The sequence below is a fragment of the Streptomyces sp. NPDC052012 genome, from assembly GCF_040689265.1.
GTDB lineage: Bacteria > Actinomycetota > Actinomycetes > Streptomycetales > Streptomycetaceae > Streptomyces.
Map to the genome: position 1 here is coordinate 31,667 of NZ_JBFAXA010000009.1, position 25,718 is coordinate 57,384.

Genomic DNA, 25,718 nt, shown 5'->3' on the forward strand with positions numbered 1-25,718 from the left:
CCCTCGACAGGAACCAGGGAGTCCGCTAGAAGTCCTCGTCCAGGTCGACCGTGCCCTCCACGGCGACCTGGTACGCGGACGGGCGCCGCTCGAAGAAGTTCGTGAGCTCCTGGACACCCTGGAGCTCCATGAACGAGAACGGGTTCTCCGAGCCGTACACCGGCGCGAAGCCCAGCCGGGTCAGCCGCTGGTCGGCGACACACTCCAGGTACTGCCGCATCGACTCGGTGTTCATGCCCGGCAGCCCGTCCCCGCACAGGTCACGGGCGAACTGCAGCTCCGCCTCGACCGCCTCGCGCAGCATGTCGGTGACCTGCTGACCCAGCTGCTCGTCGAACAGCTCCGGCTCCTCCTTGCGCACGGTGTCGACCACGTCGAAGGCGAACGACATGTGCATCGTCTCGTCCCGGAACACCCAGTTGGTGCCGGTCGCCAGCCCGTGCAGCAACCCCCGGCTGCGGAACCAGTACACATAGGCGAAGGCGCCGTAGAAGAACAGGCCCTCGATGCACGCGGCGAAGCAGATCAGGTTGAGCAGGAAGCGGCGGCGGTCGGCCCGGGTCTCCAGCCGGTCGATCTTCTCCACCGAGTCCATCCACTTGAAGCAGAACTCGGCCTTCTCCCTGATGGACGGGATGTTCTCCACGGCAGCGAAGGCGGCGGCCCGGTCGTCCGGATCGGGCAGATAGGTGTCCAGCAGCGTCAGATAGAACTGGACGTGGACGGCTTCCTCGAACAGCTGACGGCTCAGGTACAGCCGCGCCTCGGGGGAGTTGATGTGCTTGTACAGCGTCAGCACCAGGTTGTTCGCCACGATCGAGTCACCGGTGGCGAAGAAGGCGACCAGCCGGCCGATGAGATGCTGCTCGGCGGGCGTGAGCTTCGCGAGGTCGGCGACGTCGGAGTGGAGGTCGACCTCCTCCACGGTCCAGGTGTTCTTGATCGCGTCCCGGTAGCGCTCGTAGAAGTCGGGGTAGCGCATGGGGCGGAGCGTGAGCTCGAAGCCGGGGTCGAGCAGGTTCTGGGTGCTGGGCATCACTGGCAGGCCTCGCAGGACTCGGGGTTCTCAAGGGAGCAGGCGACCGCTTCGGGATCCGGGGTGGCCTGCACGGGGACGGTGGGCTGCTGCGCCCGGGCGGCGCGGGCAATGCGGGTCGCCGGACGCGACCGCAGGTAGTACGTCGTCTTCAGCCCGGACTTCCAGGCGTACGCGTACATCGAGGAGAGCTTGCCGATCGTCGGTGTCTCCAGGAAGAGGTTCAGCGACTGCGCCTGGTCCAGGTACGGCGTGCGCGCGGCGGCCATGTCGATCAGACCGCGCTGCGGGATCTCCCACGCCGTGCGGTAGAGCCGCCGTACGTCCTCGGGGATCCAGGTGAGGTGCTGCACCGAGCCGCTCGCCTCGCGCAGCGCCTCCCGGGTGCGCGCGTCCCACACGCCGAGCCGCTTCAGGTCGTCCACCAGATAGGAGTTGACCTGGAGGAACTCCCCGGACAGCGTCTCGCGCTTGAACAGGTTGGACACCTGCGGCTCGATGCACTCGTACACGCCCGCGATGGAGGCGATGGTGGCGGTCGGAGCGATCGCCAGGAGCAGCGAGTTGCGCAGCCCCACGGACGCGATCCGCTCCCGCAGCGCCGCCCAGCGCTCCGGCCAGGTGAACTCCACGCCGTAGTGGTCGGGGTGCAGAACGCCCCGCGCCGTACGGGTCTTCTCCCAGGCCGGCAGCGGCCCGTTGCGCTCGGCGAGGTCGGCGGACGCCTCGTACGCGGCGAGCATGATCCGCTCGGCGATCCTGGTGGACAGTGCCTTCGCCTCCGGGGAGTCGAAGGGCAGCCGCAGCTTGAAGAAGACGTCCTGCAGGCCCATCGCGCCGAGACCGACGGGGCGCCACTTGGCGTTGGAGCGGCCCGCCTGCTCGGTCGGGTAGAAGTTGATGTCCACGACCCGGTCGAGGAAGGTCACGGCGGTGCGGACGGTCGCGTCCAGCCGGTCCCAGTCGATGTCCCCGGTCGTCCGGTCGACGAAGGCGCCGAGGTTGACGGACCCGAGGTTGCAGACCGCCGTCTCGCCGTCGCTGGTGACCTCCAGGATCTCCGTGCAGAGGTTGGAGGAGTGGATGACGTGACCGGGCTCGGCGGTCTGGTTCGCGGTGCGGTTGGCGGCGTCCTTGAAGGTCATCCAGCCGTTGCCGGTCTGCGCGAGGGTCCGCATCATCCGGCCGTACAGCTCCCGTGCGGGCAGCGTCTTCCTCGCGAGGCCCGCCGCCTCCGCCCGGCGGTACGCCGCGTCGAACTCCGCGCCCCACAGGTCGACCAGCTCGGGCACGTCCGAGGGCGAGAACAGCGACCAGGACTCGTCGGCATCGACCCGGCGCATGAACTCGTCCGGCACCCAGTGCGCGAGGTTCAGGTTGTGCGTACGGCGGGCGTCCTCACCGGTGTTGTCGCGCAGTTCCAGGAACTCCTCGATGTCGGAGTGCCAGGTCTCCAGGTAGACCGCCGCCGCGCCCTTGCGCCGGCCGCCCTGGTTCACGGCGGCGACCGAGGCGTCCAGCGTCTTCAGGAACGGCACGATCCCGTTGGAGTGTCCGTTGGTGCCGCGGATCAGCGAACCCCGGGAGCGGATGCGGGAGTACGACAGCCCGATGCCGCCGGCGTGCTTCGAGAGGCGGGCGACCTGGTGGTAGCGGTCGTAGAGGGAGTCCAGCTCGTCCTTGGGGGAGTCCAGCAGATAGCAGGACGACATCTGCGGGTGGCGCGTACCGGAGTTGAACAGCGTGGGGGAGGAGGGCAGATAGTCCAGGCGGCTCATCAGCCGGTACAGCGCGGCGACCTCCTCCAGCGAGCGCAGGCCGTCGTCCTCGGCGAGACCGGCGGCGACGCGCAGCAGGAAGTGCTGCGGCGTCTCGACGACCTTGCGGGTGATCGGATGCCGCAGCAGGTAGCGGCTGTGCAGGGTGCGCAGTCCGAAGTAGCCGAAGCGGTCGTCGGCCTCGGTGTCGATCAGTGCGTCGAGCCGCTGGGCGTGCAGCCGGACGAACGCGGCGGTCCGGTCGGCGATGAGGCCCTCGCGGTGTCCGGTCGCGACGGACGCGGTGAAGGAGGTGACTCCCTGCGAGGCGGCCTCGGCGCGGATGCCGATGGTCAGCAGCCGGGCGGCGAGCCGCGAGTAGGCGGGGTCCTCGGAGATGAGCCCGGCCGCCGCCTCCGTGGCCAGCTCCCGCAGTTCGGCCTCGTCCGCGTGCGCCGACCGGCCCCGCAGTGCCGCGGCGGCGACCCGGCCGGGATCGGCGTCGGGCAGGTCGGCGGTCAGCTCCGTCAGGGTCCGCAGCAACGCGGCACCGGGTCCGTCTTCGGGCACCTGGATCGCTGAAGCCGGATCGGCTGGCGCGATGGTCACGTGGGGCTCTCCCTCGCTCGGCACAGGGGCCTCGGCGAGGGCAGGAGGCAGCACACGAGCGCACGCGGCGTCGCGTCCACCGGCCCATTCCGCGAGGCCCGGACGTCAGGGCACCCGGACCGGACGGCCGGGTGCGCTGTCGGCAGGTCCTCGGACTGACTCTCGTACACGACGGCATGCGGGCATACGTGGACGACTACACCGTTGCGGGACAGTTCCGGATTCGCACCGGATTCCCCTGCGGCGACAGCGAGCATGAGCATACATCTTGTGCCGGGTGCTGCGAGCACCCCCATATGTTGTGCCGCGCCGGTGTCAGAGCGTCAACTCATAGGTGAGCAGCGTGATGTCGTCCAGGTCCGGTACCGGGTTCCAGTCGCGCTCGGGCGTACGGACGAACCCGAGCCGTTCGTAGATGCGGTGCGCCGAGTGCATCGCCCGCTGGGTCGACAGCACGACCCGCACACACCCCTCCTGCGCCCTGGCCCGCTCCACACAGGCCCGCACGAGCGCCTCCCCGGCCCCCCGCCCCCGGCCCGCCCGGTCCACCGCGAGCATCCGTATCTCGGCCTCACCGGCTCCGGCGATGTCGGCCATCGGCCCCCCGCACGGCACGAACGTCACCCCGCCGAGCACCCGCCCCCGCTCCTCGGCGACCAGCACCTCGGCGGCGACGGCCCGCTTGGCCACGTCCCTCAGCTCACCGAGGTAGGCGTCACTCTCCCCGAAGTCGAGGAGCCCGTCGTCGAGATAGGCCCGAGCGGTGATCTCCCCGAGCTCCGCGTACTCACCGGCTTCGACCGGCCGGATCACGATGTCCATGGGTGCGAGTGTCTCCCACGGGTACGACAACGGGCCGCCGGATTTCATCCGGCGGCCCGTCCGCCAACCCAGGGGCGCGGGGCTGTATCGATGTGCGGCTCCGCCGCTGCGGGCGCGACCAGCCACAGCGCACCCGCAGCGGAACGACGACCCTAGTGAGCCGACCCAGCCGTAGCCGGCGGCAGCTCGACCTTGACGCCCGGGTCACCCGCGTCCGCCGTGTAGTCCTCCGGCTTGGTCTCGTCGACGCCCTCGGGCGCCTTGACCGCCTTCAGCACGAACGTCAGCACAACCGTCACGACCACGTTGATCACGAACGCGGTGAGACCGATGTACCCGATCTCCCCGATGCCCGGGATCTCCTTCGCCGACCCACCGAAGTGCTTCTGCGTCGGCGAGGCCACCCCGTACGCGGCGACCGTGCCGTAGATCATGCCGACCGCCCAGCCCGCGAGCAGCGCCCAGCGGTGGAACCAGCGGGTGAACAGGCCGCCCACAAGCGCCGGGAAGGTCTGCAGGATCCAGATGCCGCCGAGCAGCTGGAAGTTGATCGCGACCGTCTTGTCCATGGTCAGGACGAAGGCCAGCGCACCCACCTTCACCAGCAGCGAGACCAGCTTGGACACCCGCGTCTCGTCCTTGGGCGTCGCGTCCGGCTTGATGAAGTCCTTGTAGATGTTGCGGGTGAAGAGGTTCGCCGCCGCGATCGACATGATCGCCGCCGGCACCAGCGCGCCGATGCCGATCGCCGCGAAGGCCACGCCCGCGAACCAGTCCGGGAACATGTTCTCGAACAGCTGCGGGATCGCCAGCTGGCCGTTCTGCACCTTCACCCCGGCGGCGATCGCCATGAAGCCGAGCAGCGCCAGCAGGCCCAGCATCAGCGAGTACAGCGGCAGGATCGTGGTGTTGCGGCGGATCACCTCACGGCTGCGCGAGGACAGCGTCGCCGTGATCGAGTGCGGGTACATGAACAGCGCGAGCGCCGAGCCCAGCGCCAGCGTCGCGTAGGTCCACTGGCCCGCGTCGCCCGGTACCAGCGCACCGCGCGGCTGGCCGGTCGCCGGGTTGGTCTGGCCGAACGCCTCGCTCGCGCTGGCGAAGATGTCGTCGAAGCCGCCCAGCTTGATCGGGATGTAGATGATCGCGACCGCGATCACGATGTAGATCAGCGTGTCCTTGACGAACGCGATCAGCGCGGGGGCCCGCAGACCCGACGAGTACGTGTAGGCCGCCAGCACACCGAAGGCGATCAGCAGCGGCAGGTCCTTGATGAACCAGTTGGTGTCCTCGCCGCCGCCGACCCCCATGACGTCCAGCACGGCCTGGATGCCGACGAGTTGCAGCGCGATGTACGGCATCGTTGCCAGGATGCCGGTGAGCGCCACCGCCAGCGACAGGCCCTTCGACCCGAACCGGCCGCGCACGAAGTCGGAGGTGGTCACATAGCCGTGCTTGTGCGACACCGACCACAGGCGAGGCAGGAAGGTGAAGATCAGCGGATACACGAGGATCGTGTACGGCACCGCGAAGAAGCCCGCCGCGCCCGCCGCGTAGATCGCCGCCGGTACGGCCACGAAGGTGTACGCGGTGTACAGGTCGCCGCCCAGCAGGAACCAGGTCACCCAGGTGCCGAACGACCGGCCGCCCAGGCCCCATTCGTCCAGGGTGTGCTCGTTCGCCGCCTTGCGCCAGCGCGCGGCCAGGAAGCCCATGGCCGTGACGAGCACGAAGAAGAAGATGAAGACGGCGAGTGCCACGCCGTTGACGCCCTCGTTCACTGCTCCGCACCACCCTTCGAGGCGTTGCGGGCCCGCTGGTCACGCTGCCAGAGCTTGTACGCCACCATCGTCAGCCCGGTCGAGAGCAGCACCCACAGCATCTGGTACCAGTAGAAGAACGGGATACCGATGACGACCGGGTCGGTCTTGGCGTACGAGCCGACCCACAGCATGGCCACGAATGGTGCGAAGAGACAGAGGCCGATGACGACACGCATGGGCGTCACCACCGGCCCTCTGCTGGTTTCTGGGGCTTGCGACATCTGACGGCTCCTGTCCCCTCACTGATCACCGGCGTGCAATGCGCAGGAAATCTAGGTCAGGCCCGACGGGAGCCGGAACCCCTCGTCCGCATAGCGGTACCCGAGCGCCGCTCAACCGAGAGGCAACAGCAACGAAATCTCTGTCAACCGTCCGATTTGCCGGGATCAGCAGGCCGGGGCCGGCTCACTCCTGGGGGCGCTTGAGCCGTGCGACGAACTTGTACCGGTCGCCCCGGTACACCGACCGCACCCACTCCACGGGCTGTCCGTCGCGGTCCAGCGAGTGCCGGGAGAGCATCAGCATGGGCAGGCCCACGTCGGTGCCGAGCAGGCCGGCCTCGCGCGGGGTGGCCAGCGAGGTCTCGATGGTCTCCTCGGCCTCCGCGAGATGGACGTCGTACACCTCGGCGAGGGCGGTGTACAGGGAGGTGTACTTCGCCAGGCTGCGGCGCAGGGCGGGGAAGCGCTTCGCGCTCAGGTGGGTGGTCTCGATGGCCATCGGCTCGCCGTTGGCCATCCGGAGCCGCTCGATGCGCAGCACTCTGCCGCCGGGTGCGATGTCGAGCAGCTCGGCGAGCCGGTCGTCGGCGGTGATGTAGCCGAGGTCCAGCAGCTGCGAGGTGGGCTCCAGACCCTGGGCCCGCATGTCCTCGGTGTACGAGGTGAGCTGCAGGGCCTGCGAGACCTTGGGCTTGGCGACGAAGGTGCCCTTGCCCTGGATGCGCTCGAGGCGCCCCTCGACGACGAGTTCCTGCAGCGCCTGGCGCACGGTGGTGCGCGAGGTGTCGAACTCCGCGGCGAGCGTGCGCTCCGGCGGGACCGGTGTGCCGGGGGGCGCGGTCTCGGTCATGTCGAGCAGGTGCTTTTTCAGCCGGTAGTACTTGGGCACGCGCGCCGTACGGACCGTGGTCCCGTTCTCGTTCTCCGCACTGCTGACGTCGGTGCTCATGCTCTGCCTTCCCGGCTCCGAGTGCCGAAGCGACCGACATCCCCGTCGGCCACGGCTCACATCGTGGCACGGCTCGCGGCGGGGCGGTGCCCCGCACGCTCCGTGATCTCCTCTGTATACCGCCGGGACGGGGGCTGGTCTAGTCCACAGCAGGCGGTCGGGGCCCCGTGATCAGATTCCCTGCCACTCCGGCTTGTTGGCATAGGTGTGGCGGAAGTAGTCGGCGAGCTTGAGCTTGGACGCCGCGGCCTCGTCGACGACCACGGTGGCATGGGGGTGCAGCTGGAGCGCGGAGGCCGGGCACACCGCGGCGACCGGCCCCTCCACCGTCGCCGCGATCGCGTCGGCCTTGCCCTCGCCGGTGGCGAGCAGCACCAGGTGGCGGGCCTCCAGGATGGTGCCGATGCCCTGGGTGATGACGTGGTGCGGCACCTGGTCGATGTCGCCGTCGAAGAAGCGGGCGTTGTCGATCCGGGTCTGCTCGGTCAGCGTCTTGATCCGGGTGCGCGAGGCGAGCGAGGAGCAGGGCTCGTTGAACCCGATGTGCCCGTCCGTCCCGATCCCGAGCAGCTGCAGGTCCACCCCGCCGGCCTCGGTCAGCGCCCTGTCGTACGCCTCGCACGCGCCCTGCACGTCCTCGGCGGTCCCGTCGGGCCCCATGAAGGCGTCCATGGCGATCCCGAGCGGCTCCAGCACCTCGCGCCGGAGCACCGACCGGTACGACTCGGGGTGGTCGGCGGGCAGCCCCACGTACTCGTCGAGCTGCGCCACCCGTGCCCGCGAGGCGTCGACCGCGCCGGCCCGCACCTTCGCGGCCAGTGCCTCGTAGATGGGCAGCGGCGTCGACCCGGTGGCCACGCCGAGCAGCGCGTCGGGCTTGCGCCGCAGGAGCTGAGCCATGGCCTCGGCGATGAGCTCGCCGCCGGCCTGGGCGTCCGGAACGATGACAACTTCCACGCTGGGCCTGCCGATCTGGAGGAGGGCTCGGAGGGATGTGGTTTAGACCAATCCCAATCTAACAGAGGCACGGCCTCCCTCCCAGGTGAAGGAGATTCCCGTGGCCGAGTGCCCCCGCGGGGCGCGCCTGACGGGTTAGGCTGCGTGACGGACGCCTTGCAATGGACAGTGTCCTACGCATGGACAGTGCGAAGTGGTCTAGTCCACAATGCCTCACAGGAACACACAGACCTGCCTTCCCCGCACAGGAAGGCGGATCGAGGGTCCGGGGCTCTCTGCCCTGACTGCACCGGGTCCTCGTCGCTCGGCCGATCGGGACCGCACACCCCACGGCCGATATTGCTCCGGGCTGCGGTGCCGGGAGGGTTGAGGGTCCCTCCCAGGCGCCGCGGCCCGCGGGTGTTTCAGGGCCGGACAATCCCGCAGGTACGCTCGCTGACGTGCCCTCCATGAACGAACTCGTACGCCAGCACACCGCCCTCGACGACACCGATCTCGAGTGGCTCCACCTGCTGGTCTCGGAGTGGCAGCTGCTCTCCGACCTCTCCTTCGCCGACCTGGTCCTGTGGGTGCCGACCCGTGACGGGACCCGCTACGTCTCCGTCGCCCAGATGCGGCCCAACACCGGGCCGACCTCGTACCAGGACGACATGGTGGGCCACCTCGTCCCGCGCGGTCGCCGGCCCATGCTCGACGCGGCGCTCGACGAGGGCCGGATCGTGCGGGAGGGCGACCCGGAGTGGCGCGAGGAAGTCCCGGTCCGCGTCGAGTCCATCCCCGTGCGGCGCGAGGGCCGCGTCCTCGGGGTGATCGCCCGCAACACCAACCTCCTCACCGTGCGCACGCCCAGCCGGCTGGAGCTCACCTATCTCCAGAGCGCCTCCGACCTCGCCCAGATGATCGCGGCCGGCGCCTTCCCGTTCGCGAACCAGCAGCTGGACATGGACGCCTCGCCCCGCGTGGGCGACGGGCTGATCAGGCTCGACGCCGACGGCATCGTCCAGTACGCGTCCCCGAACGCCCTGTCCGCCTACCACCGCATGGGCCTCGCCGCCGACCTCGTCGGCCACCACCTCGGCCGCACCACCGCCGAACTGGCCCCCTCCCGCGGCCCCGTGGACGAGGCGCTGGCCAAGGTCGCCAGCGGCTGGGCGCCCCGCGAGTTCGAGATCGAGGCGCACGACGGCGTCATCCAGTTCCGGGCGATCCCGCTCAAGCCGAAGGGCACCCGCATCGGTTCGCTGGTCCTGCTGCGGGACGTCACCGAACTTCGCCGCCGCGAACGGGAATTGATCACCAAGGACGCGACCATCCGGGAGATCCACCACCGGGTGAAGAACAACCTCCAGACGGTGGCCGCGCTGCTGCGCCTCCAGGCCCGGCGCATCGGCTCCGAGCGCGGCCGCGAGGCGCTGGAGGAGGCGGTGCGCAGGGTCGGCTCCATCGCGATCGTGCACGAGACGCTCTCCCAGAACCTGGACGAGCGCGTCGAGTTCGACGAGATCGCCGACCGCGTGCTGGCGATGGTCGCCGAGATCTCCCCGGGAAAGGTGACCGGCCGGCGCTCGGGCCGCTTCGGCATTCTCGACGCGGAGGTCGCCACACCGCTGTCCATGGTGCTCACCGAGATCCTGCAGAACGCCCTGGAGCACGGCTTCCGCGAGGGGGACACCGGCACGGTCGAGGTGTCGGCGGTGCGCGGCGGCACCACGAAGGAGGCCCGTCTGCTGGTCACCGTCCAGGACGACGGCGTCGGTCTGCCCGACGGCTTCGACCCGAAGACGGCCGGCAACCTGGGCCTGCAGATCGTACGGACCCTGGTGGAGGGCGAGTTGGGCGGCACCTTCGACATGGTCCCGGCTCCGGAGCGGGGGACCAGGGTGATCCTCGACATCCCCGTGCAGGCGGACAAGTAGGTCCCGCGGAGCGGGTGCGGACGGCAAAGAGCCCCGGACCGGTGAACGGTCCGGGGCTGATGCGCATCGGGGGAACTGCGCGCTGCGGCTCGGGGGCGGGAGATGCGTGCGCGGTGCACGCGCCGCCAAGCTCAGGCTGTCAGCAGGGGTGGGAGTGTCAGGCGGAGGCCTGACGGGCCCGGTTGCGAGCGGCGCGGCGCTTCATCGCACGGCGCTCGTCCTCGCTGAGACCACCCCAGACGCCGGAGTCCTGGCCGGACTCGAGCGCCCACTGCAGGCACTGCTCGATCACCGGGCAGCGGCGGCAGACGGCCTTGGCTTCCTCGATCTGCAGCAGCGCAGGACCGGTGTTGCCGATGGGGAAGAAGAGCTCGGGGTCTTCCTCGCGGCAAACGGCGTTGTGACGCCAGTCCATGGCTGCTACCTCTCCTTGGTATTACTGCGGTTGCTTGTGAATGTGAACGCTTTCACGAATCCCTCAACAAGTGAAGGGCCGACTGCCAGATTCCCTGGCGTGGTCCTTGGGTCTGAAGAGGGGTTCCGGTGATCTGTGGAGGCCGGTGTTGCGGGCCGTCCCGATCGCCAAGAAGAGACTCGCAAACCTCGACGACGGATACAACCCCTTCCGGAAAGTTTTTTTTGATTCTTCGGTGTCGACTAGGTCACAGCCGTACTTCCATGGGGTGGACCCTGGCCTAAACGTTCGAGTGAAAGGACTTTGGCCCGTTCTGCTCACACAATCACACGCAGTGCACGGCGTACGCCTGTGAACGTCACGCTGGTACGCAGCCCCAGGTGGTCACCGTCCATCTGAAGGGGCAGCGGCACCTTCGAATGCAAGGTGAACTGGGTGAGATCGTGCCGCGAGACCGCGTGCCTGCCCTTGGGTCCGCGCTCGGGGGACGAAGCGAGCAACTGGGTGCCATACCGGGCAACCGCGGCAGTGGAGAGACGCTTCAGGCCGAAGATGTCAAGGCCGGTGTCGAACGAGGCCTTGGGTGAGGCATAGATCGGGCGATTGCCCAGGAACGTCCACGGAGAGGTGTTCGAGACTATGGACAGCACCAGATCCGTGACCGGCTCCTCACCCGGCTGCTCCAGCGTGATCACCCCGTGCCGGCGGTGCGGCTCGCCGAACAGCGCCCGCACGACCTGACGGACGTACAGCGAGTGGGTCGACTTCTTGCCGCGCTCGCGGTGCTGCTCCACCCGCCCGACCACGCCGGCGTCGAAGCCGAGGCCGGCGTTGAAGGTGAACCAGCGGGCCGGGACCGCCTCGTCCTGCGTGCCCGGCGTGCCCGAGGTGAGCCCCAGGCCGACCGTGCGCTGACGGCCCTCGCGCAGGGCGTCCAGCAGGGCGCCGGTTGCCTCGACGGGCTGGTTGGGCAGGCCCAGGGCGCGGGCGAAGACATTGGTGGAACCGCCGGGCACCACGGCCAGGCCCGGCAGGTGCTCCGGGTCGGGGCCCGCGTGCAGCAGACCGTTGACGACCTCGTTGACCGTGCCGTCGCCGCCGAGGGCCACCACCAGGTCGATGTCGTCGCTCTCCGCCGCCTGCCGGCCGAGGTCGCGCGCGTGCCCGCGGTACTCGGTGGTGACCGCCTCCAGCTTCATCTCGCTGGCGAGCGCATGGATCAGCACATCGCGCGTGCGCGCACTGGTGGTGGTTGCCGCCGGATTGACCACGAGAAGTGCACGCATGCGTTGCAGGGTACCTACTGGACGGTACCGCGCCCAGGGCGAGGGCCGCCCTTCCAGGGCGACGGCTACCCTTCTGGGGTGAGCAGTGAGCAGACCCCCACCACCGCACCGGACACGACCGGACCCCGCCCGCGCCGGCTGACGTACGCCGCGGGGCTCGTCGCCCTGGAGGGGCTGACCCTGGTGGCCGGCGGGGTCTGGATGCTGGTGCTCGGTCTCACCGGCGAGCCCGACGACCGGCAGCAGGCCGTCACCGGCGGGGTGACGCTGATCGCCCTCGCGCTGCTCCCGCTGCTCGCCGCCCGCGGTCTGCTCGGCCGCCGCAGCTGGAGCCGAGGCCCGGCCGTCATCACCCAGCTCATGGCCCTGCCGGTGGCCTACAACCTGCTCCAGGCCGACAGCGTGGCCATCCCGGCGGGCATCGCCCTCGCGGTGGTCGCCGTCGCGTCCCTGGTCCTGCTGATCAACGCGGAGACGACGAAGGCCCTGGGGATCCGCGGCCCCGGGAACGCCGAGAAGTAGCCGGCCCACCCCCGCGCGGGGTTCGTTCCCGGGTGCGCTCACTCCTCGACGAGCAGCTTCTCCCGGAGCTGGGCCAGCGTGCGGGCCAGCAGGCGGGAGACGTGCATCTGGGAGATGCCGACCTCCTGGGCGATCTGCGACTGGGTCATGTTGCCGAAGAAGCGCAGCAGCAGAATGCGCTTCTCGCGCGGCGGCAGGTCCTCCAGCAGCGGCTTGAGCGACTCTCGGTACTCCACGCCCTCCAGCGCCTCGTCCTCCGCGCCGAGGGTGTCGGCGACCGCGGGGGACTCGTCGTCGGTGTCGGGGACGTCCAGGGACAGCGTGGAGTACGCGTTGGCCGACTCCAGCCCCTCCAGGACCTCCTCCTCCGAGATCGCCAGCTTCTCGGCGAGCTCGTGCACCGTGGGGGAGCGTCCGTGCAGCTGGGAGAGCTCGGCCGTGGCCGTGGTCAGCGCCAGGCGCAGCTCCTGCAGCCGGCGCGGCACCCGGACCGCCCAGCCCTTGTCGCGGAAGTGCCGCTTGATCTCGCCCACGACCGTCGGCGTCGCGTAGGTGGAGAACTCCACCCCCCGGTCCGGGTCGAAGCGGTCGACCGACTTGATCAGTCCGATGGTGGCGACCTGGGTGAGATCGTCCAGGGGCTCACCGCGGTTGCGGAAGCGGCGCGCGAGGTGCTCCACGAGCGGCAGATGCATGCGGACCAGCTGATTGCGCAGCTCCGCGTACTCGGGGCTGCCGTCCTTCAGTGTGCGCAGCTCGAGGAACATGGCGCGCGCCCCGCTGCGGTCCTGCGGGTCGTGGTGTGCGCCGCGCGCGCCCTGGGAGTCCGGTGCGCTCCGGGCGGCCGGTGCCGCCGGTGCCGCCGGTGCGGCCGGCACACCCGGCGTCCGCGGCGCCTCGTCCTCGGCGTATCGCTCGTGCTCGTTCATCGTCCCGCCCGTCGCCCTTCCCCGAGCGCTCGCCTCGTCCCCCGTCGCCGGCTTCGTGCGAGCAGGGGCGCCCCCATGGCCGGGGACCACCCCGGTCCGCCCGTCCGCAGGCGTGCTCCGCACGGCACCGTCCGGCTGCCCGCCCGGGGCGCCGGTCGGCGCGGAGTCCTCCTCCGGATGCGGCCGGGCCTGCTCGGGGATGCCGTCCATGCCGTCGGGCACGCGCCCGCCCGGCAGCTCCCGTGTGCCGCGTTCTTCGTCCCGCACCGGCCCGTCCTCGTTCCTCACGCCGGCCCGGGTCCCGCGCCGCGCTGTTTGTAGAGGCTGATCGAAACGGTTTTGTCCTCGTCCACGGCGGAGGAGACCTTGCCCGCGAGCGCGGACAGGACGGTCCAGGCGAAGGTGTCCCGCGAAGGGGCATGACCGTCGGTGGTCGGCGCCGAGACGGTGACCTCGAGCGAGTCGTCGACGAGCCGGAAGACACAGCTGAGCACCGAGCCGGGCACGGCCTGCTGCAGCAGGATCGCGCAGGCCTCGTCGACCGCGATGCGCAGGTCCTCGATCTCGTCGAGGGTGAAGTCCAAACGGGCCGCGAGGCCGGCCGTGGCCGTACGCAGCACCGACAGGTAGGCCCCCGCGGCCGGCAGCCGGACTTCCACGAAGTCCTGGGTCGCGGGCTCGCCTGCGATCTGGGACACCCTCACCTCCAAGGTGGTACAAGCGTTTCAGGGCCGGGTATCGCCCCCGGGTGACGCGCTACGTGGTTCAGCGGTGACGCTATCGCGCTCTCCATGGTCCTGTCCCGGGACCCCGAGCCCTTGCTGTCACTCATAGTAAAACTATGAACACGCTCCGTGGCTAGAGGTCTGCGGGCCCAATTGGGAAGAGCGCGCGCCGGATTGACGTACCCAGACGTCAGACGGTCGAACCGTCCGGCTCCCGGGCCCCGCCGGGTCACACCAGTACGTGATCGACGAAGCACCAGCGCCAGCTCTCCCCGGGTTCGTGCGACCGCATCACGGGGTGGCCGGTCTCCTTGTGGTGCTCCGTCGCGTGCCGCATCGGCGACGAGTCGCAGCAGCCGACGTGACCGCAGGTGAGGCACAGGCGCAGCTGCACCGGGTCCGAGCCGTCCCGCAGACACTCCGGGCACGTCTCACTGAGCGGGACGGGTTCCGGGTGCGGCAGCGCGTCGGCGTGCGTGCACTGTTTCATGATGGCCAGATTACGACGGGCGCGCGGAAACCGAGGGTGAGCCGTACATGGACGTGATGCAGCTGCTGTTGCTGGTGGCGGGCAGTGCCGCGGTCGCCGCGGGTGCCCGGCGCACCCCGGTCCCGGCGCCGCTGCTGCTCGTCGCCGCCGGCCTCGCGGTCAGCTACCTCCCCGGGGTGCCCGATTACGCGCTCGACCCGCACGTCGTGCTGCCGCTCATCCTGCCGCCGCTGCTGCACACGGCGGCGACCGAGAGCTCGTACCTCGATCTGCGGGCACAGCTGCGGCCGGTGGCGCTGCTGTCGGTCGGGTACGTGCTGTTCGCGACCCTCGCCGTCGGCTGGGTCCTGTATCTGCTGGTGCCGGGACTGCCGCTGACCGCGGCGCTGGTGTTCGGTGCCGTGGTGGCCCCGCCGGACGCGGTCGCGGCGACGGCGGTGGCCCGCAGGGTCGGGCTGCCGTCCCGGGTGACGACGATCCTCCAGGGCGAGTCCCTGCTGAACGACGCCACCGCGATCACCGCGTTCCGGGTGGCCGTGGCGGCGGCCGTCGGCGAGGGCGCCACCTGGATCGGCGGGATCGGCGAGTTCCTGCTCGCGGCGGTCGGCGGCCTCGTGGTCGGCCTGCTGCTGATGGCGCCGCTGCACTGGCTGCGCACGCACCTGAAGGAGGCGCTGCTGCAGAACACGCTCTCCCTGCTGATCCCGTTCGTCGCCTATGCCGTCGCCGAGCAGGTGCACGCCTCCGGGGTCATCGCCGTCGTGGTCGTCGCGCTGTATCTGGGGCACCGCGCGTGGGAGGTCGACTTCGCCACCCGGCTCCAGGAGGAGGCCGTGTGGAAGATGGTCGCGTTCGTCCTGGAGTCGGCGGTCTTCGCGCTGATCGGACTGCAACTGCCCGTGGTCCTCAGAGGGCTCGGGGAGTACGAGGGCGTCGACGCCGCCTGGTACGCGCTCGCCGTCTTCGTCGTGGTCGTCGCCGTGCGGTTCGTGTGGGTGTACCCGGCGACGTATCTGCCGCCGAAGCTGTCGGCTCGGATCCGGGAACGGGAGGGCAGACCCGGCTGGAAGGCGCCGTTCGTCATCGCCTGGGCCGGGATGCGCGGGGTGGTGTCGCTGGCCATCGCCTTCTCGATCCCGCTCACCGCCGACGGCGAGGACTTCCCGCAGCGCAACCTGCTGCTGTTCCTGACCTTCACCACGGTCATCGGCACGCTGGTCGTGCAGGGGCTGACGCTGCCCCCGCTGATCCGTCTGCTGAGGTTCCCCGGGCGTGACGCCCAGGCCGAGACGCTGGCGGAGGCCAACGCCCAGGCACAGGCCTCGCGGGCGGCCGAGCGGCGCCTGGAGGAGCTGCTGGCGGACGAGCGCAACGCCCTTCCGGGGCCGCTCGCCGACCGGCTGCGCACGGTCCTGGAGCGCCGCCGCAACGCCGTCTGGGAACGGCTCGGGCAGACCAACCCCGTCACCGGGGAGTCCGTGGACGACACCTACCGGCGGCTGGCACGGGAGATGATCAGCGCGGAACGCGCGGTGTTCGTCAGGCTGCGCGACGGGCGCTACATCGACGACGAGATGCTGCGGACGCTGCTGCGCCGGCTGGATCTGGAGGAGGCGGCGGCGTTCAGGGAGACGGCGTAGGGCCGGCAGCGGGATCGGGGAAGGGGCGGCCGGTGATCACGGCGGCGACCGTGCTCCCGCGCGGGAAGGCGTGCTCCGCCGCGAGGGAGACAAGGGCGTAAAGCAACTTGGCGACATAGAGCCGCTCGACGGGGACGCCGTGACGGTGCTCGAAGTCCTCGGCGAACGCGTCGAGTTCCGGGGTGGTGCGGGCGTAACCGCCGAAGTGGAAGCGGTCGTCGAGGCTCCAGTCGCCGCGCGGGCCGCCGAACGCCGCGGTCTGCAGGGCGTGGACGTCGGTCTGGAGGAAGCCGCCCTTGAGGACGGGTATCCCCAGCGCACGCGCGCGTGGGCCGAGGCCGGCGGCCATCCCGGCGAGCGTGCCGCCGGTGCCGCACGCCACCGCGGCCACGTCGGCCACGCCCGCCAGTTCCTCGCCGAGCGCGCGGCAGCCGCGTACGGCTCGGGCATCGCTGCCGCCCTCGGGAACGACGTACGCGTCCTCGGCGCCGGCGGCGCGGAGGACGGCCGCCAGGGTGTCCGGGTCGCTCTTGCGGCGATATGTCGACCGGTCGACGAAGTGCAGCCGCATGCCGTCGGCCACGCACCGGGCGAGCGACGGATTGAGCGGGCGGTCGCCCAGTTCGTGACCCCGTACGACACCGACGGTACGCAGTTCGAGCAACCGCCCGGCGGCGGCCGTCGCCCGCAGATGATTGGAGTAGGCCCCACCGAAGGTGAGCAGGGTCCGCCCGTCCGCCGCCGCGAGATGGGGCGCGAGCTTGCGCCACTTGTTCCCGACCAGCTCCGGATGGATCAGATCGTCCCGCTTGAGCACGAGCCGCACACCATGCCGCTCGAACCTCCCGTCCACGAGCTCCTCCACCGGCGAGGGCAGCCGCGGCCGAAGCCCGGCGAAATCGGGGGAGCGGGGGGCGTCGGACCAGGTCACGGTGCCATTGTCCCAGGAGGGCGCGGCGCCGGCCGGGCGGGCGGGCCGCGCTCGCACGCGGGGCGGGGGCTCCGGCGCCGCCCCTCCTGACGAGGTCACCTGGCTTCGCCACGAGGTCACCTGGCTTCGCCGGAGCCGGGCTGGGCCGCGGCGCGCAGGCTTGGCCGGAAACGATCGCCCGCCACACGCAGCACCCGACGTCGGTCACCCGGTCCGGTCACGCCGTGCGGAGCTTCAGGTGGTGGGGTCAGTTCAGGCGGTCGCGGATGCGGGCTCTCATCGAGGACATCGTGAAGCCGCGTGGGTCGACCTTGCCGGGCTGCCACTCCAGGTGGCCGATCACCGACCGCTCGTTCCAGCCGTGGCGGCGGCAGACCGCCGCCGCGGCTCTTTCGATGGCCTCCAACTGCGCCGCCGGCCACGGATCCTTGCCGTCGCCGAGGTTCTCGCACTCGAAGCCGTAGAAGTGCCGGTTGCCGTCGGTATTGGCCTCGTTGTCCGGCGGCAGCCCGTTCTCCGCGATCACCGCGCGCAGCACGTCGTCGTCGCCCAGACCGGCGTGGTTGGCCCTGCCGTAGCCGACGAGATGGACCCGGCCGTCCTTGGTGATGACCCCGTGGCACAGCGGACCGGGCAGGCCCTCGTAGCCCCTGCGGCAGATCTCGACGGTCCTGGCGCTGCCCTTGGTGACCGTGTGGTGGATCATCACGCCGTGCACTGGCCCCCAGGGGCCCTTGTGGTTGCGGTTGTGGGTCCGCCAGTCGCCGACCTCGACGACCGTGAGACCCTCCGCCTTCAGAGCGCTGAGGAACGCGCTCGCGGACATGGGTGGGGCCATGACCGCCTCCTTACGTGCTGCGGACGGCCACCCGTCGCGGCCGCCTCATACCGGAGCTTGTACCGAAACGGAACGGCCGGAACGCATCGTTCGGTGCCTGTGCGAGCCGATCCGGACAAGGCCCTTCCGGCCGGCGGCCCTTGAGGGGATCCCCAGCGTGCCCACGCGCTCGAAGATCCATTCCCGCTCTTTCGGGTAATGGCACGGACACGTTGCGTGAGGAAGGCTTGCATTCGCAGGTCGATGCCCGGCACGGACGGGCGGGGATCACAACTGGGAGGGCAATTCTCTATGTCGGTAGGCGAAGAGGTCCGCACGGAGCAGACCAGGCCGCAGCAGAGCCTCGGTACGGCGGCCGCGCGGAACCTGGCCACCACGACCAAGTCCGTTCCGCAGATGCAGGAGATCAGCTCCCGCTGGCTGCTGCGCATGCTGCCCTGGGTGGACGTCAAGGGCGGTACGTACCGGGTGAACCGACGGCTGACCTACGCCGTGGGCGACGGCCGGATGACGTTCGTGAAGACCGGCGATCGCGTCGAGATCATCCCCGCGGAGCTGGCCGAACTGCCGGCCCTGCGGTCGTACGAGGACGAGGAGGTGCTCTCCGAACTCGCCGCCCGCTGCCGGCAGCGGGAGATCGAGGCCGGCCAGGTCATCGCCTCGTTCGGCAGCCCCACCGACGAGGTGTACCTGCTGGCCCACGGCCGCGTGGAGAAGATCGGCACCGGCCCCTACGGCGACGACGAGTCCCTCGGAGTCCTCGCCGACGGCGCCTACTTCGGCGACCAGGCCCTGCTCGACGAGGACGCCATCTGGGAGTACACGGCCCGCACGCTGACCGCCTGCACCGTGCTCGTCCTGCCCCGCGATGCCGTCCAGCAGGTCGCCGAGCGCTCCGAGACCCTGCGCGAGCATCTCCAGCAGCGCCGGTCGATCCCCGGGCAGCGCACCAACAAGTACGGCGAGAAGGAGATCGACCTCGCGGCCGGCCACAGCGGCGAACCGGACATCCCGCACACCTTCGTCGACTACGAGGCCCGGCCCCGCGAGTACGAACTGAGCGTCGCCCAGACCGTGCTGCGCATCCACACGCGCGTGGCCGACCTCTACAACCAGCCCATGAACCAGACGGAGCAGCAGATCCGGCTGACCGTCGAGGCCCTGAAGGAGCGTCAGGAGCACGAACTCATCAACAACCGCGACTTCGGTCTGCTCCACAACTGCGAGTACGACCAGCGGATCCAGCCGCACGACGGCGTACCCGGCCCCGACGACATGGACGAACTGCTCAGCAGGCGCCGCGGGACCAAGCTGTTCCTCGCCCATCCGCGCGCCATCGCCGCGTTCGGCCGTGAGCTCAACAGGCGGGGACTGGTCCCGGAGACCATCGACATGGCAGGCAACCGCATCCCCACCTGGCGCGGTGTGCCCGTCTTCCCCTGCAACAAGATCCCGGTGACCGAGGCCCGTACGACCTCCATCATCGCCCTGCGTACCGGCGAGGAGGACCAGGGCGTCATCGGCCTGCGGGCCTCCGGCATCCCGGACGAGATCGAGCCGAGCCTGTCCGTGCGCTTCATGGGCATCAACGAACAGGCCATCATCAAGTACCTGGTCACGGCCTACTACTCGGCCGCGGTGCTGGTACCGGACGCGCTCGGTGTCCTGGAGAACGTCGAGATCGGCCGCTGGCGGTGACCGTCCAGCCGCTTCGCGGCCGTCCCGCCGTGTCCCCGCCCTCCCGGGCGGGTACACCCTGGGGGTACGTGCTCTACGGCGGCGCAGGCGCCACCGGTCGCTCATCCTCCGAGACGGTCGCAGGGGTGAGTCCATGACGGAGCTCAAGACGGAGTCCACGGCGGGGCTCGCGCGCCTGGGCGGGCCGGATCCCGGGCAGCGTCCGGCCGAGGGGCACGAGGCGACGACGTTGCTGGAGCTGGCGCGGGCCGAGGTCGACCCGGTGCTGCAGGCCGCGATCGGCTCGCTGCCCGGCCCGATACGCCGGATCGCGCGCTACCACTTCGGCTGGGAGCACGCGGACGGCAGCCCGGCCGCGGGCGGTTCCGGCAAGGCGATCCGCCCGGCCCTGGTGCTCGCCGCGGCCGCCGCCCTCGGCGGACCTCGCGCCCGCGCTGCGGTGCTGCGGGCGGCCGCCGCGGTGGAGCTGGTCCACAACTTCACGCTGTTGCACGACGACGTGATGGACCGGGACACCACCCGCCGCCACCGCCCCACCGCGTGGACCGTGTTCGGCGACGCGGACGCGATCCTCGCGGGGGACGCCCTCCAGGCGCTCGCCCTGCGGCTGCTCGCCGAGGACCGGCATCCCGCCGCCCCGGTCGCGGCGTCCCGGCTCGCGAACTGCGTCGTCGAACTGTGCGCGGGCCAGCACACGGACACCGCCATGGAACGGCGCGCCCCGGACGAGGTCACCCTCGACGAGACGCTCGCCATGGCCGAGGCCAAGACGGGCGCCCTGCTCGGCTGCGCCTGCGCACTCGGCGCGCTGTACGCGGGCGCCCCGGACGCCGAGGTGCGGGCCCTGGACGCGTTCGGACGGGAGGCCGGGCTGGCCTTCCAGCTGATCGACGACGTGATCGGCATATGGGGCGACCCCCGCCGCACCGGCAAGCCCGCCGGCGCGGATCTGGCCGCCCGCAAGAAGTCCCTGCCGGTGGTCGCCGCGCTGACGTCCGGCACGCCGGCGGCCACCGAACTCGCCGCGCTCTACGCGGCCCCGCACGCGAAGGAGGACCTGGAGCGCATCGCCTCGGCCGTGGATCGGGCCGGCGGCCGTGACTGGGCGCAGGCCCAGGCGGCCGACCGAATGGCCCGGGCGATGCAGGAACTGGCACGCGCGGTGCCCGACCCGGAGGCGGCCGGCGGACTGCTGTCGCTGGCCGAGTTCGTGACCCGGCGCACCGCCTGAGACCCGGACCCACCGCGCCGCGCGGCTCCTGACCCCGCACGGCCCTCGGTGGCTCCGGTCCCGGCGGGTCCCGCACTTCCCCACGGTGTGCGGGGCCCGCCGTCCGCGTCACCCGCACTCTGCGTCACCCGTCCCATTGCCCCCACCGATAGGCTCAACCCCCGTACGGACAAAGACGGTTGAGACGAAGGGGCGGACATGGGTGTGGCGATCCGGACGGCTGGGGACGGGGACCGGGAGCTGGTGGTCCGGCTGCTGGACGAGGCGTTCCAGAACGACCCGGTGAGCGGCTGGGTGTTCCCCGGCGAGGAGTACCGGCGCAGGACGCACCACCGGCTGATGGCCGCGTTCACCGACATCGTGCTGGCCGAGGGGCGCATCGACGTCACCGAGGACGGCTCGGCGTGCGCGCTGTGGATGTCCGTACCGGCGGACGAGCACGGTGAGGGGGAGGAGGACGACGGGCCCGCGCAGGTGCGGCAGGCGGTCGACCCGGACAACGAGCGGGTGGAGCAGATCGGCAGGCTGACGGCGGGCATCCACCCCTCAGGACGGGCCCACGAGTACCTGTGGATGATCGGCGTGGCCCCGGACCGGCAGGGCGAGGGGCTCGGCACCGCGCTCATCGCCTCGGTCCTCGACCGCTGCGACCAGGAACGGCTCCCCGCGTATCTGGAGGCGAGCAGTGAGCGCAGCCGCCGCCTCTACGAGCGCCTCGGCTTCGCGCTCGCCGGTGAGCCCCTGCTCCTCCCCGACGGCCCGCACATGTGGCCGATGTGGCGCGAACCTCGCGTCGGATAAACCCTTGCGACCACTACACATGAAGTACTACAACTGGAGTTGTTCACGAAGAAGCGCTGCCAGGAAAAGAGATCACCGTGCGAAAGCTCACCTACTTCATCGCCTGCTCCATCGACGGCTTCATCGGCGACCCGAGCGGCGACGCGTCGGCCATGTACCCCTTCGTCGACGAGGAGTTCCTCGAGTACCTGAAGACGGAGTACCCGGAGACCATCGCCACCCACGGCCGTCGCGCCCTCGGCGTGGACGACCTGCCGAACAGACGGTTCGACACGATCATCCAGGGCCGGGCCAGCTACGACCTCGCCCTGAAGGAGGGCATCACCAGCCCCTACGCCCACCTGCGCGAGTTCGTCGCCTCCCGCACGCTCACCGAGTCACCCGACCCGAACGTCGAGATCGTCTCCGAGGACCTGGTCGGCCGGGTCCGCGAGCTGAAGGCCGAGGACAGCGCGTACGACATCTACCTGTGCGGCGGCGCCCGGATCGCCGGGGAACTGGCCGGGGAGATCGACGAGATGGTCATCAAGAGCTACCCGATCGTGCTGGGCGCCGGCATGCCGATGTTCGCCGCCGAGTTCCCCATGATGCAGTTCGCGCTGGAGTCGGTGCGCAGCTTCGGCAACGGCGCGGTGGTGCGGACGTACACCAGGAAGCGCTGAGCCACGCACGGGCCTACCCTGAGGACATGGCCAGCGAACAGCCGGTCTGTCCCTCGTGCGGACAGCCAGTGGAGATGGTCGTCCGGCGCCACAAGACGCTGGGCGCATGGGTCCCGACCTGGACGCCCGGGCCGTGCCGCAACGCCGAGTGCGGCAAGCCCGGCGAGCAGCCGCCGGTTCAGGAGCGGCCGGACGAGCCGCCCGTCTCGGGGTCGCGTCCGGTCAGGCAGTAGGTGCCGGCTGCCGGGTCGCGCATCACCGTCCAGTGGTCGAACGCGGCCACGACCGCGGCGCCGAGCTCCTCGTGCCGGGCTCGGGTCGCGGCGATGTCCGTGCAGGCCAGGTCCAGGTGAGCGGACGCGGGGCGCTCGTCGGCCAGGCGCTGGAGGAGGATGCGGACGGGCAGGCCGGCGGGCGGGGCCAGCACGTGGAACTCCGGGAGGGAACCGGGACGGCTCTGCCGGCCGGGCAACAGAGCGCTCCAGAAGGCGACTTCGGCGCCGAAGAGCGAGGGCGGGGTGTCGAGACACACCTGGTCCAGCCGGCTGCCCCGCACGATCCCCGGCCGGACCGACTCCCCGTGCCACGGCACCGCGCAGAACAACTGACCGGCGGGGGAGCGCAGTACGGACCAGCCGTCGTGCTCCGCGACCGTGCGCGCACCGAGCCGCAGCGCCGTCGCGACGAACTCCGGTACGTCATCGGCGCACAGGTCGAGATGAGCCCCGCCTTCCCCCGAGCCGACCGCCTGCAGCTTGACGCAGGGGTCCGCGCCGTCCGGCACGAGCGTCACGAACTCGCCGTCGGTGCCCCGGGGTTCGGACAGGCGCGTGTGCGTCACCGCCGTCCAGAACGCGGCCGCGCGTTCCCGGTGCGCGGCGGGCCGGTCGATGTAGGCGTACGTCCAGCGGATCGTCATCGCTCGATCGTAGATCGGCACACACCGGAGGGCCCGGCCGTGAGTACGGCCGGGCCCTTCGGGATGCCCAGGGACCTGCGATGGTGCACCGATCGCCGGTCACGCACACGCGGCTGCGGCCGGGTCAGGCCTTCTTGGTCTCCCAGAAGATCTTGTCGATCTGGGCGATGTAGTCCAGCGCCTTCTGGCCGGTCGCCGGGTCCGTCGACGCCTTGGCGGCCGACAGGGCCTTCAGGGTGTCGTTGACCAGCTGGTGCAGCTCCGGGTACTTCTCGAAGTGCGGCGGCTTGAAGTAGTCGCTCCACAGCACGGAGACGTGGTGCTTCGCGAGCTCCGCGCGCTGCTCCTTGATGGTGGTGGCACGCGCCTGGAAGTGCGGGTCGTCGTTGCCGGCCATCTTCTCCTGGATGGCCTTCACCGACTCCGCCTCGATGCGGGCCTGGGCCGGGTCGTACACGCCGCAGGGCAGGTCGCAGTGCGCGCTGACCTTGACCTTGGGGGCAAACAGGCGGGAAAGCATGGAGCATTCCTTCCTCGTGATCGTCTTCTCAGGGGGGACATTACTCCCTGCGAGACCCGTTTTCGCGAGTGCCCCCACAGGCTTAGGACAAAAGTCCGGGGTCACACTGAGACTGGTGGAGGAAAGACCGGGGAGGTGCCGGGTGATGCCGGAGCTGTCGCAGGACGCCGAGCGGGCGAGGGCGGCGCTGCCCTTCGGGGTGGCCGAGGTGACGGGGCCGTCCATGGTGCCCACGCTGTATCACGGGGACCGGCTCCTGGTGCACTACGGGGCCCGGGTCCGCGTGGGTGACGTCGTCGTGCTGCGGCATCCGTTCCAGCAGGACCTGCTCGTCGTCAAGCGGGCCGCCGAGCGGCGCGACGGCGGATGGTGGGTGCTGGGGGACAACTCCTACGCCGGGGGTGACAGCACCGACTACGGGACGGTGCCCGACGAGCTGGTGCTGGGGAAGGTGCGCTTCCGGTACCGGCCCCGCAAGGCCGCTCAGCGGTCGCCGCTGGCCCTGCTGGGCTGGGCGCTCTCCGCGGCCCGGCCGGTGTTCTCCTCCGACCGGTCGGCCTCCAGGCGCTTGCGGGCGCGGTAGGCGGCCACGTTCGCGCGGGTGGCGCAGCGGTCGGAGCAGTAGCGGCGCGAGCGGTTGGTCGAGGTGTCCAGGTAGGCGTTGCGGCACGGCGCTGCCTCGCACAGCCCCAGTCGGTCCACGCCGTACTCCGTGAGGTGGAACGCCAGGCCCATCGCGGCGATGGCGGCGTAGCCGGCGGTGGCGTTGGACGGGTGGTCGGCGAGGTGCATGTGCCACAGCGGGCGGCCGTCGTCGTCGCGGAAGTCGTGGCCGGAGATCTGCGGGCTCACCGGGAACTCCAGGAGGAGCGAGTTCAGCAGGTCCACGGCGAGCGTCTCGTCACCGGCGTCCGCCGCCTCGAAGACCGCGCGCAGCCGGGCCCGGACCGAGCGGAACCGGGTCACGTCGGCCTCGGTCGCGCGGCGGGCGGCCGACTGGTTGCCGCCGAACAGGTCGCGCACGGCCTCCACCGAGTTCAGGGTGTCCTTGCCCCGGGCCGGTTCCTCGGTGTTGACGAGGCGTACGGCGTAGTCCGAGTAATAGGCCAGTTCCACTTGTAGTCCTTACGCAGGGGCTCTATGGTCGTGCGTGCGGTCGGGTAACAGACGGTCGTGCTTTCAGGGTATTACGTGACGTGTGCGAGGGAGTGGGCTCGATGACGGACATCGGCAGCGGCGCGGGGACGGGCACGGACACCACGTACACCGCGACCGGCGGTGCCGACTGGCACGCCTGGCAGGAGAGCTGGGACCGGCAGCAGGAGTGGTACATGCCCGACCGGGAGGAACGGTTCCGGGTCATGCTCGACATGGTGGAGGCCCTCGTCGGCACCGCCCCCCGCGTACTGGACCTCGCGTGCGGCACGGGAAGTATCACGGCCCGGCTGCTCGCCCGGTTCCCGGACGCCACCAGCACCGGCGTCGACCTGGACCCTGCCCTGCTCGCCATCGCCGAGGGCACCTTCGAGGGCGACGAGCGGGTCACCTTCGTCACCGCCGACCTCAAGGACCCCGACTGGGCGACCCAGCTGCCGTACGACTCCTACGACGCCGTACTGACCGCGACGGCCCTGCACTGGCTGCACCGGGAACCCCTCGCGGACCTCTACGGGCACATCGCGGGGCTGGTCCGCGACGGCGGTGTCTTCATGAACGCGGACCACATGATCGACGAGACGACGCCCAGGATCAACGCCGCCGAGCGCGCACAGCGCCACGCCCGCATGGATCAGGCCAAGCGGGACGGCGCCCTCGACTGGACCCAGTGGTGGCAGCTCGCCGCCCAGGACCCGGTGCTGGCCGGACCGACGGCCCGCCGCTTCGAGATCTACGGCGAGCACGCGGAGGGCGATACGCCGTCGGCGGCGTGGCACGCGCGCGTGCTGCGCGAGCAGGGCTTCGCGGAGGCCCGGCCGGTGTGGTGCTCGCCGTCGGACACGCTGCTGCTCGCGCTGAAGTAG

Annotated in this window: 27 protein-coding genes and 1 riboswitch; of the genes, 10 read left to right on the forward strand and 17 right to left on the reverse strand. The window is 70.7% G+C overall.

What is annotated here, in order from left to right; all coding sequences use genetic code 11:
* Nucleotides 1-25 precede the first annotated feature (25 nt).
* The 7 genes from AB0412_RS17425 to nagB all read right to left on the reverse strand — a co-directional run bounded on the left by AB0412_RS17425 (nucleotide 26) and on the right by nagB (nucleotide 8,174).
* Nucleotides 26-1,036: a ribonucleotide-diphosphate reductase subunit beta gene (locus AB0412_RS17425; RefSeq protein WP_366403430.1), complete on the reverse strand. Its 1,011-nt coding sequence runs from the start codon at nucleotides 1,034-1,036 to the stop codon at nucleotides 26-28.
* Nucleotides 1,036-3,402, reverse strand: coding sequence for a ribonucleoside-diphosphate reductase subunit alpha (locus AB0412_RS17430; RefSeq protein ID WP_366403431.1), 2,367 nt, complete (start codon nucleotides 3,400-3,402; stop codon nucleotides 1,036-1,038). The genes AB0412_RS17425 and AB0412_RS17430 overlap by 1 nt, the downstream gene beginning before the upstream one ends.
* Before the next feature lie 145 nt (nucleotides 3,403-3,547).
* A riboswitch (cobalamin riboswitch) is annotated at nucleotides 3,548-3,640 on the reverse strand.
* Nucleotides 3,641-3,717: 77 nt separating this feature from the next.
* On the reverse strand, nucleotides 3,718-4,224 hold the full coding sequence (locus AB0412_RS17435; RefSeq protein ID WP_366403432.1) for a GNAT family N-acetyltransferase: 507 nt from the start codon (nucleotides 4,222-4,224) through the stop codon (nucleotides 3,718-3,720).
* Between the two features lie 152 nt (nucleotides 4,225-4,376).
* Nucleotides 4,377-6,005, reverse strand: coding sequence for a monocarboxylate uptake permease MctP (gene mctP, locus AB0412_RS17440; RefSeq protein WP_366403433.1), 1,629 nt, complete (start codon nucleotides 6,003-6,005; stop codon nucleotides 4,377-4,379).
* On the reverse strand, nucleotides 6,002-6,223 hold the full coding sequence (locus tag AB0412_RS17445; protein WP_366403434.1) for a DUF3311 domain-containing protein: 222 nt from the start codon (nucleotides 6,221-6,223) through the stop codon (nucleotides 6,002-6,004). The genes mctP and AB0412_RS17445 overlap by 4 nt, the downstream gene beginning before the upstream one ends.
* Nucleotides 6,224-6,452: 229 nt before the next feature.
* Entirely contained in the window at nucleotides 6,453-7,217 is a 765-nt protein-coding gene (locus AB0412_RS17450) for a GntR family transcriptional regulator (RefSeq protein WP_366403435.1), read from the reverse strand.
* A gap of 171 nt (nucleotides 7,218-7,388) precedes the next feature.
* Complete coding sequence (nagB, locus tag AB0412_RS17455; RefSeq protein ID WP_366403436.1) at nucleotides 7,389-8,174, reverse strand: glucosamine-6-phosphate deaminase; 786 nt, start codon at nucleotides 8,172-8,174, stop codon at nucleotides 7,389-7,391.
* A gap of 440 nt (nucleotides 8,175-8,614) precedes the next feature.
* Here nagB and AB0412_RS17460 point away from each other — a divergent pair, with 440 nt between their 5' ends.
* Entirely contained in the window at nucleotides 8,615-10,090 is a 1,476-nt protein-coding gene (locus AB0412_RS17460; protein WP_366403437.1) for a PAS domain-containing sensor histidine kinase, read from the forward strand.
* 157 nt (nucleotides 10,091-10,247) lie between these two features.
* Here AB0412_RS17460 and AB0412_RS17465 read toward each other — a convergent pair whose 3' ends face one another.
* Nucleotides 10,248-10,505 (reverse strand): WhiB family transcriptional regulator, encoded by a 258-nt coding sequence (locus AB0412_RS17465; RefSeq protein ID WP_003992873.1) that lies wholly within the window; start codon nucleotides 10,503-10,505, stop codon nucleotides 10,248-10,250.
* Nucleotides 10,506-10,822: 317 nt separating this feature from the next.
* A complete protein-coding gene (locus AB0412_RS17470) occupies nucleotides 10,823-11,791 on the reverse strand; it encodes a diacylglycerol kinase family protein (RefSeq protein WP_366403438.1) in 969 nt (322 codons plus the stop codon).
* Between the two features lie 78 nt (nucleotides 11,792-11,869).
* Here AB0412_RS17470 and AB0412_RS17475 point away from each other — a divergent pair, with 78 nt between their 5' ends.
* On the forward strand, nucleotides 11,870-12,313 hold the full coding sequence (locus AB0412_RS17475; protein ID WP_366403439.1) for a hypothetical protein: 444 nt from the start codon (nucleotides 11,870-11,872) through the stop codon (nucleotides 12,311-12,313).
* A gap of 38 nt (nucleotides 12,314-12,351) precedes the next feature.
* Here AB0412_RS17475 and AB0412_RS17480 read toward each other — a convergent pair whose 3' ends face one another.
* From AB0412_RS17480 to AB0412_RS17490, 3 genes are all read right to left on the reverse strand, one after another.
* On the reverse strand, nucleotides 12,352-13,509 hold the full coding sequence (locus AB0412_RS17480) for an RNA polymerase sigma factor SigF (protein WP_366403440.1): 1,158 nt from the start codon (nucleotides 13,507-13,509) through the stop codon (nucleotides 12,352-12,354).
* A 17-nt stretch (nucleotides 13,510-13,526) separates the two neighbouring features.
* Nucleotides 13,527-13,940, reverse strand: a complete 414-nt coding sequence (locus AB0412_RS17485; protein ID WP_004925829.1) for an anti-sigma regulatory factor — start codon at nucleotides 13,938-13,940, stop codon at nucleotides 13,527-13,529.
* A gap of 256 nt (nucleotides 13,941-14,196) precedes the next feature.
* Nucleotides 14,197-14,457 carry a UBP-type zinc finger domain-containing protein gene (locus AB0412_RS17490; protein WP_366403441.1) on the reverse strand — a complete coding sequence of 87 codons (261 nt, stop codon included), beginning with the start codon at nucleotides 14,455-14,457 and terminating at the stop codon, nucleotides 14,197-14,199.
* A gap of 47 nt (nucleotides 14,458-14,504) precedes the next feature.
* Between AB0412_RS17490 and AB0412_RS17495 the strand changes: the two genes are divergently transcribed.
* Nucleotides 14,505-16,097: a Na+/H+ antiporter gene (locus AB0412_RS17495; protein ID WP_366403442.1), complete on the forward strand. Its 1,593-nt coding sequence runs from the start codon at nucleotides 14,505-14,507 to the stop codon at nucleotides 16,095-16,097.
* Here AB0412_RS17495 and AB0412_RS17500 read toward each other — a convergent pair.
* Complete coding sequence (locus AB0412_RS17500) at nucleotides 16,081-17,028, reverse strand: pyridoxal-phosphate dependent enzyme (protein WP_366403443.1); 948 nt, start codon at nucleotides 17,026-17,028, stop codon at nucleotides 16,081-16,083. The two genes, AB0412_RS17495 and AB0412_RS17500, sit on opposite strands and share 17 nt — an antisense overlap.
* 247 nt (nucleotides 17,029-17,275) lie before the next feature.
* Nucleotides 17,276-17,866, reverse strand: coding sequence for an N-acetylmuramoyl-L-alanine amidase (locus AB0412_RS17505; RefSeq protein ID WP_366403444.1), 591 nt, complete (start codon nucleotides 17,864-17,866; stop codon nucleotides 17,276-17,278).
* Nucleotides 17,867-18,157: 291 nt separating this feature from the next.
* Here AB0412_RS17505 and AB0412_RS17510 point away from each other — a divergent pair, with 291 nt between their 5' ends.
* The 5 genes from AB0412_RS17510 to AB0412_RS17530 all read left to right on the forward strand — a co-directional run bounded on the left by AB0412_RS17510 (nucleotide 18,158) and on the right by AB0412_RS17530 (nucleotide 22,491).
* Entirely contained in the window at nucleotides 18,158-19,564 is a 1,407-nt protein-coding gene (locus AB0412_RS17510; protein ID WP_366403445.1) for a family 2B encapsulin nanocompartment shell protein, read from the forward strand.
* Between the two features lie 133 nt (nucleotides 19,565-19,697).
* On the forward strand, nucleotides 19,698-20,795 hold the full coding sequence (locus AB0412_RS17515; protein WP_366403446.1) for a family 2 encapsulin nanocompartment cargo protein polyprenyl transferase: 1,098 nt from the start codon (nucleotides 19,698-19,700) through the stop codon (nucleotides 20,793-20,795).
* Nucleotides 20,796-20,993: 198 nt separating this feature from the next.
* Nucleotides 20,994-21,596 carry a GNAT family N-acetyltransferase gene (locus AB0412_RS17520; RefSeq protein ID WP_366403447.1) on the forward strand — a complete coding sequence of 201 codons (603 nt, stop codon included), beginning with the start codon at nucleotides 20,994-20,996 and terminating at the stop codon, nucleotides 21,594-21,596.
* Between the two features lie 77 nt (nucleotides 21,597-21,673).
* Entirely contained in the window at nucleotides 21,674-22,258 is a 585-nt protein-coding gene (locus AB0412_RS17525) for a dihydrofolate reductase family protein (RefSeq protein WP_366403448.1), read from the forward strand.
* Between the two features lie 26 nt (nucleotides 22,259-22,284).
* On the forward strand, nucleotides 22,285-22,491 hold the full coding sequence (locus tag AB0412_RS17530; protein ID WP_366403449.1) for a hypothetical protein: 207 nt from the start codon (nucleotides 22,285-22,287) through the stop codon (nucleotides 22,489-22,491).
* Here AB0412_RS17530 and AB0412_RS17535 read toward each other — a convergent pair.
* Nucleotides 22,437-23,177 carry a VOC family protein gene (locus AB0412_RS17535; protein ID WP_366403450.1) on the reverse strand — a complete coding sequence of 247 codons (741 nt, stop codon included), beginning with the start codon at nucleotides 23,175-23,177 and terminating at the stop codon, nucleotides 22,437-22,439. The genes AB0412_RS17530 and AB0412_RS17535 overlap by 55 nt on opposite strands.
* Before the next feature lie 124 nt (nucleotides 23,178-23,301).
* Complete coding sequence (gene sodN, locus AB0412_RS17540) at nucleotides 23,302-23,697, reverse strand: superoxide dismutase, Ni (RefSeq protein WP_141312035.1); 396 nt, start codon at nucleotides 23,695-23,697, stop codon at nucleotides 23,302-23,304.
* Nucleotides 23,698-23,842: 145 nt separating this feature from the next.
* Between sodN and sodX the strand changes: the two genes are divergently transcribed.
* On the forward strand, nucleotides 23,843-24,280 hold the full coding sequence (gene sodX / locus AB0412_RS17545; protein ID WP_366403451.1) for a nickel-type superoxide dismutase maturation protease: 438 nt from the start codon (nucleotides 23,843-23,845) through the stop codon (nucleotides 24,278-24,280).
* Here sodX and AB0412_RS17550 read toward each other — a convergent pair.
* Nucleotides 24,181-24,813, reverse strand: coding sequence for a CGNR zinc finger domain-containing protein (locus tag AB0412_RS17550; RefSeq protein WP_366403452.1), 633 nt, complete (start codon nucleotides 24,811-24,813; stop codon nucleotides 24,181-24,183). The genes sodX and AB0412_RS17550 overlap by 100 nt on opposite strands.
* A gap of 101 nt (nucleotides 24,814-24,914) precedes the next feature.
* Here AB0412_RS17550 and AB0412_RS17555 point away from each other — a divergent pair, with 101 nt between their 5' ends.
* Complete coding sequence (locus tag AB0412_RS17555) at nucleotides 24,915-25,718, forward strand: class I SAM-dependent methyltransferase (protein ID WP_366403453.1); 804 nt, start codon at nucleotides 24,915-24,917, stop codon at nucleotides 25,716-25,718.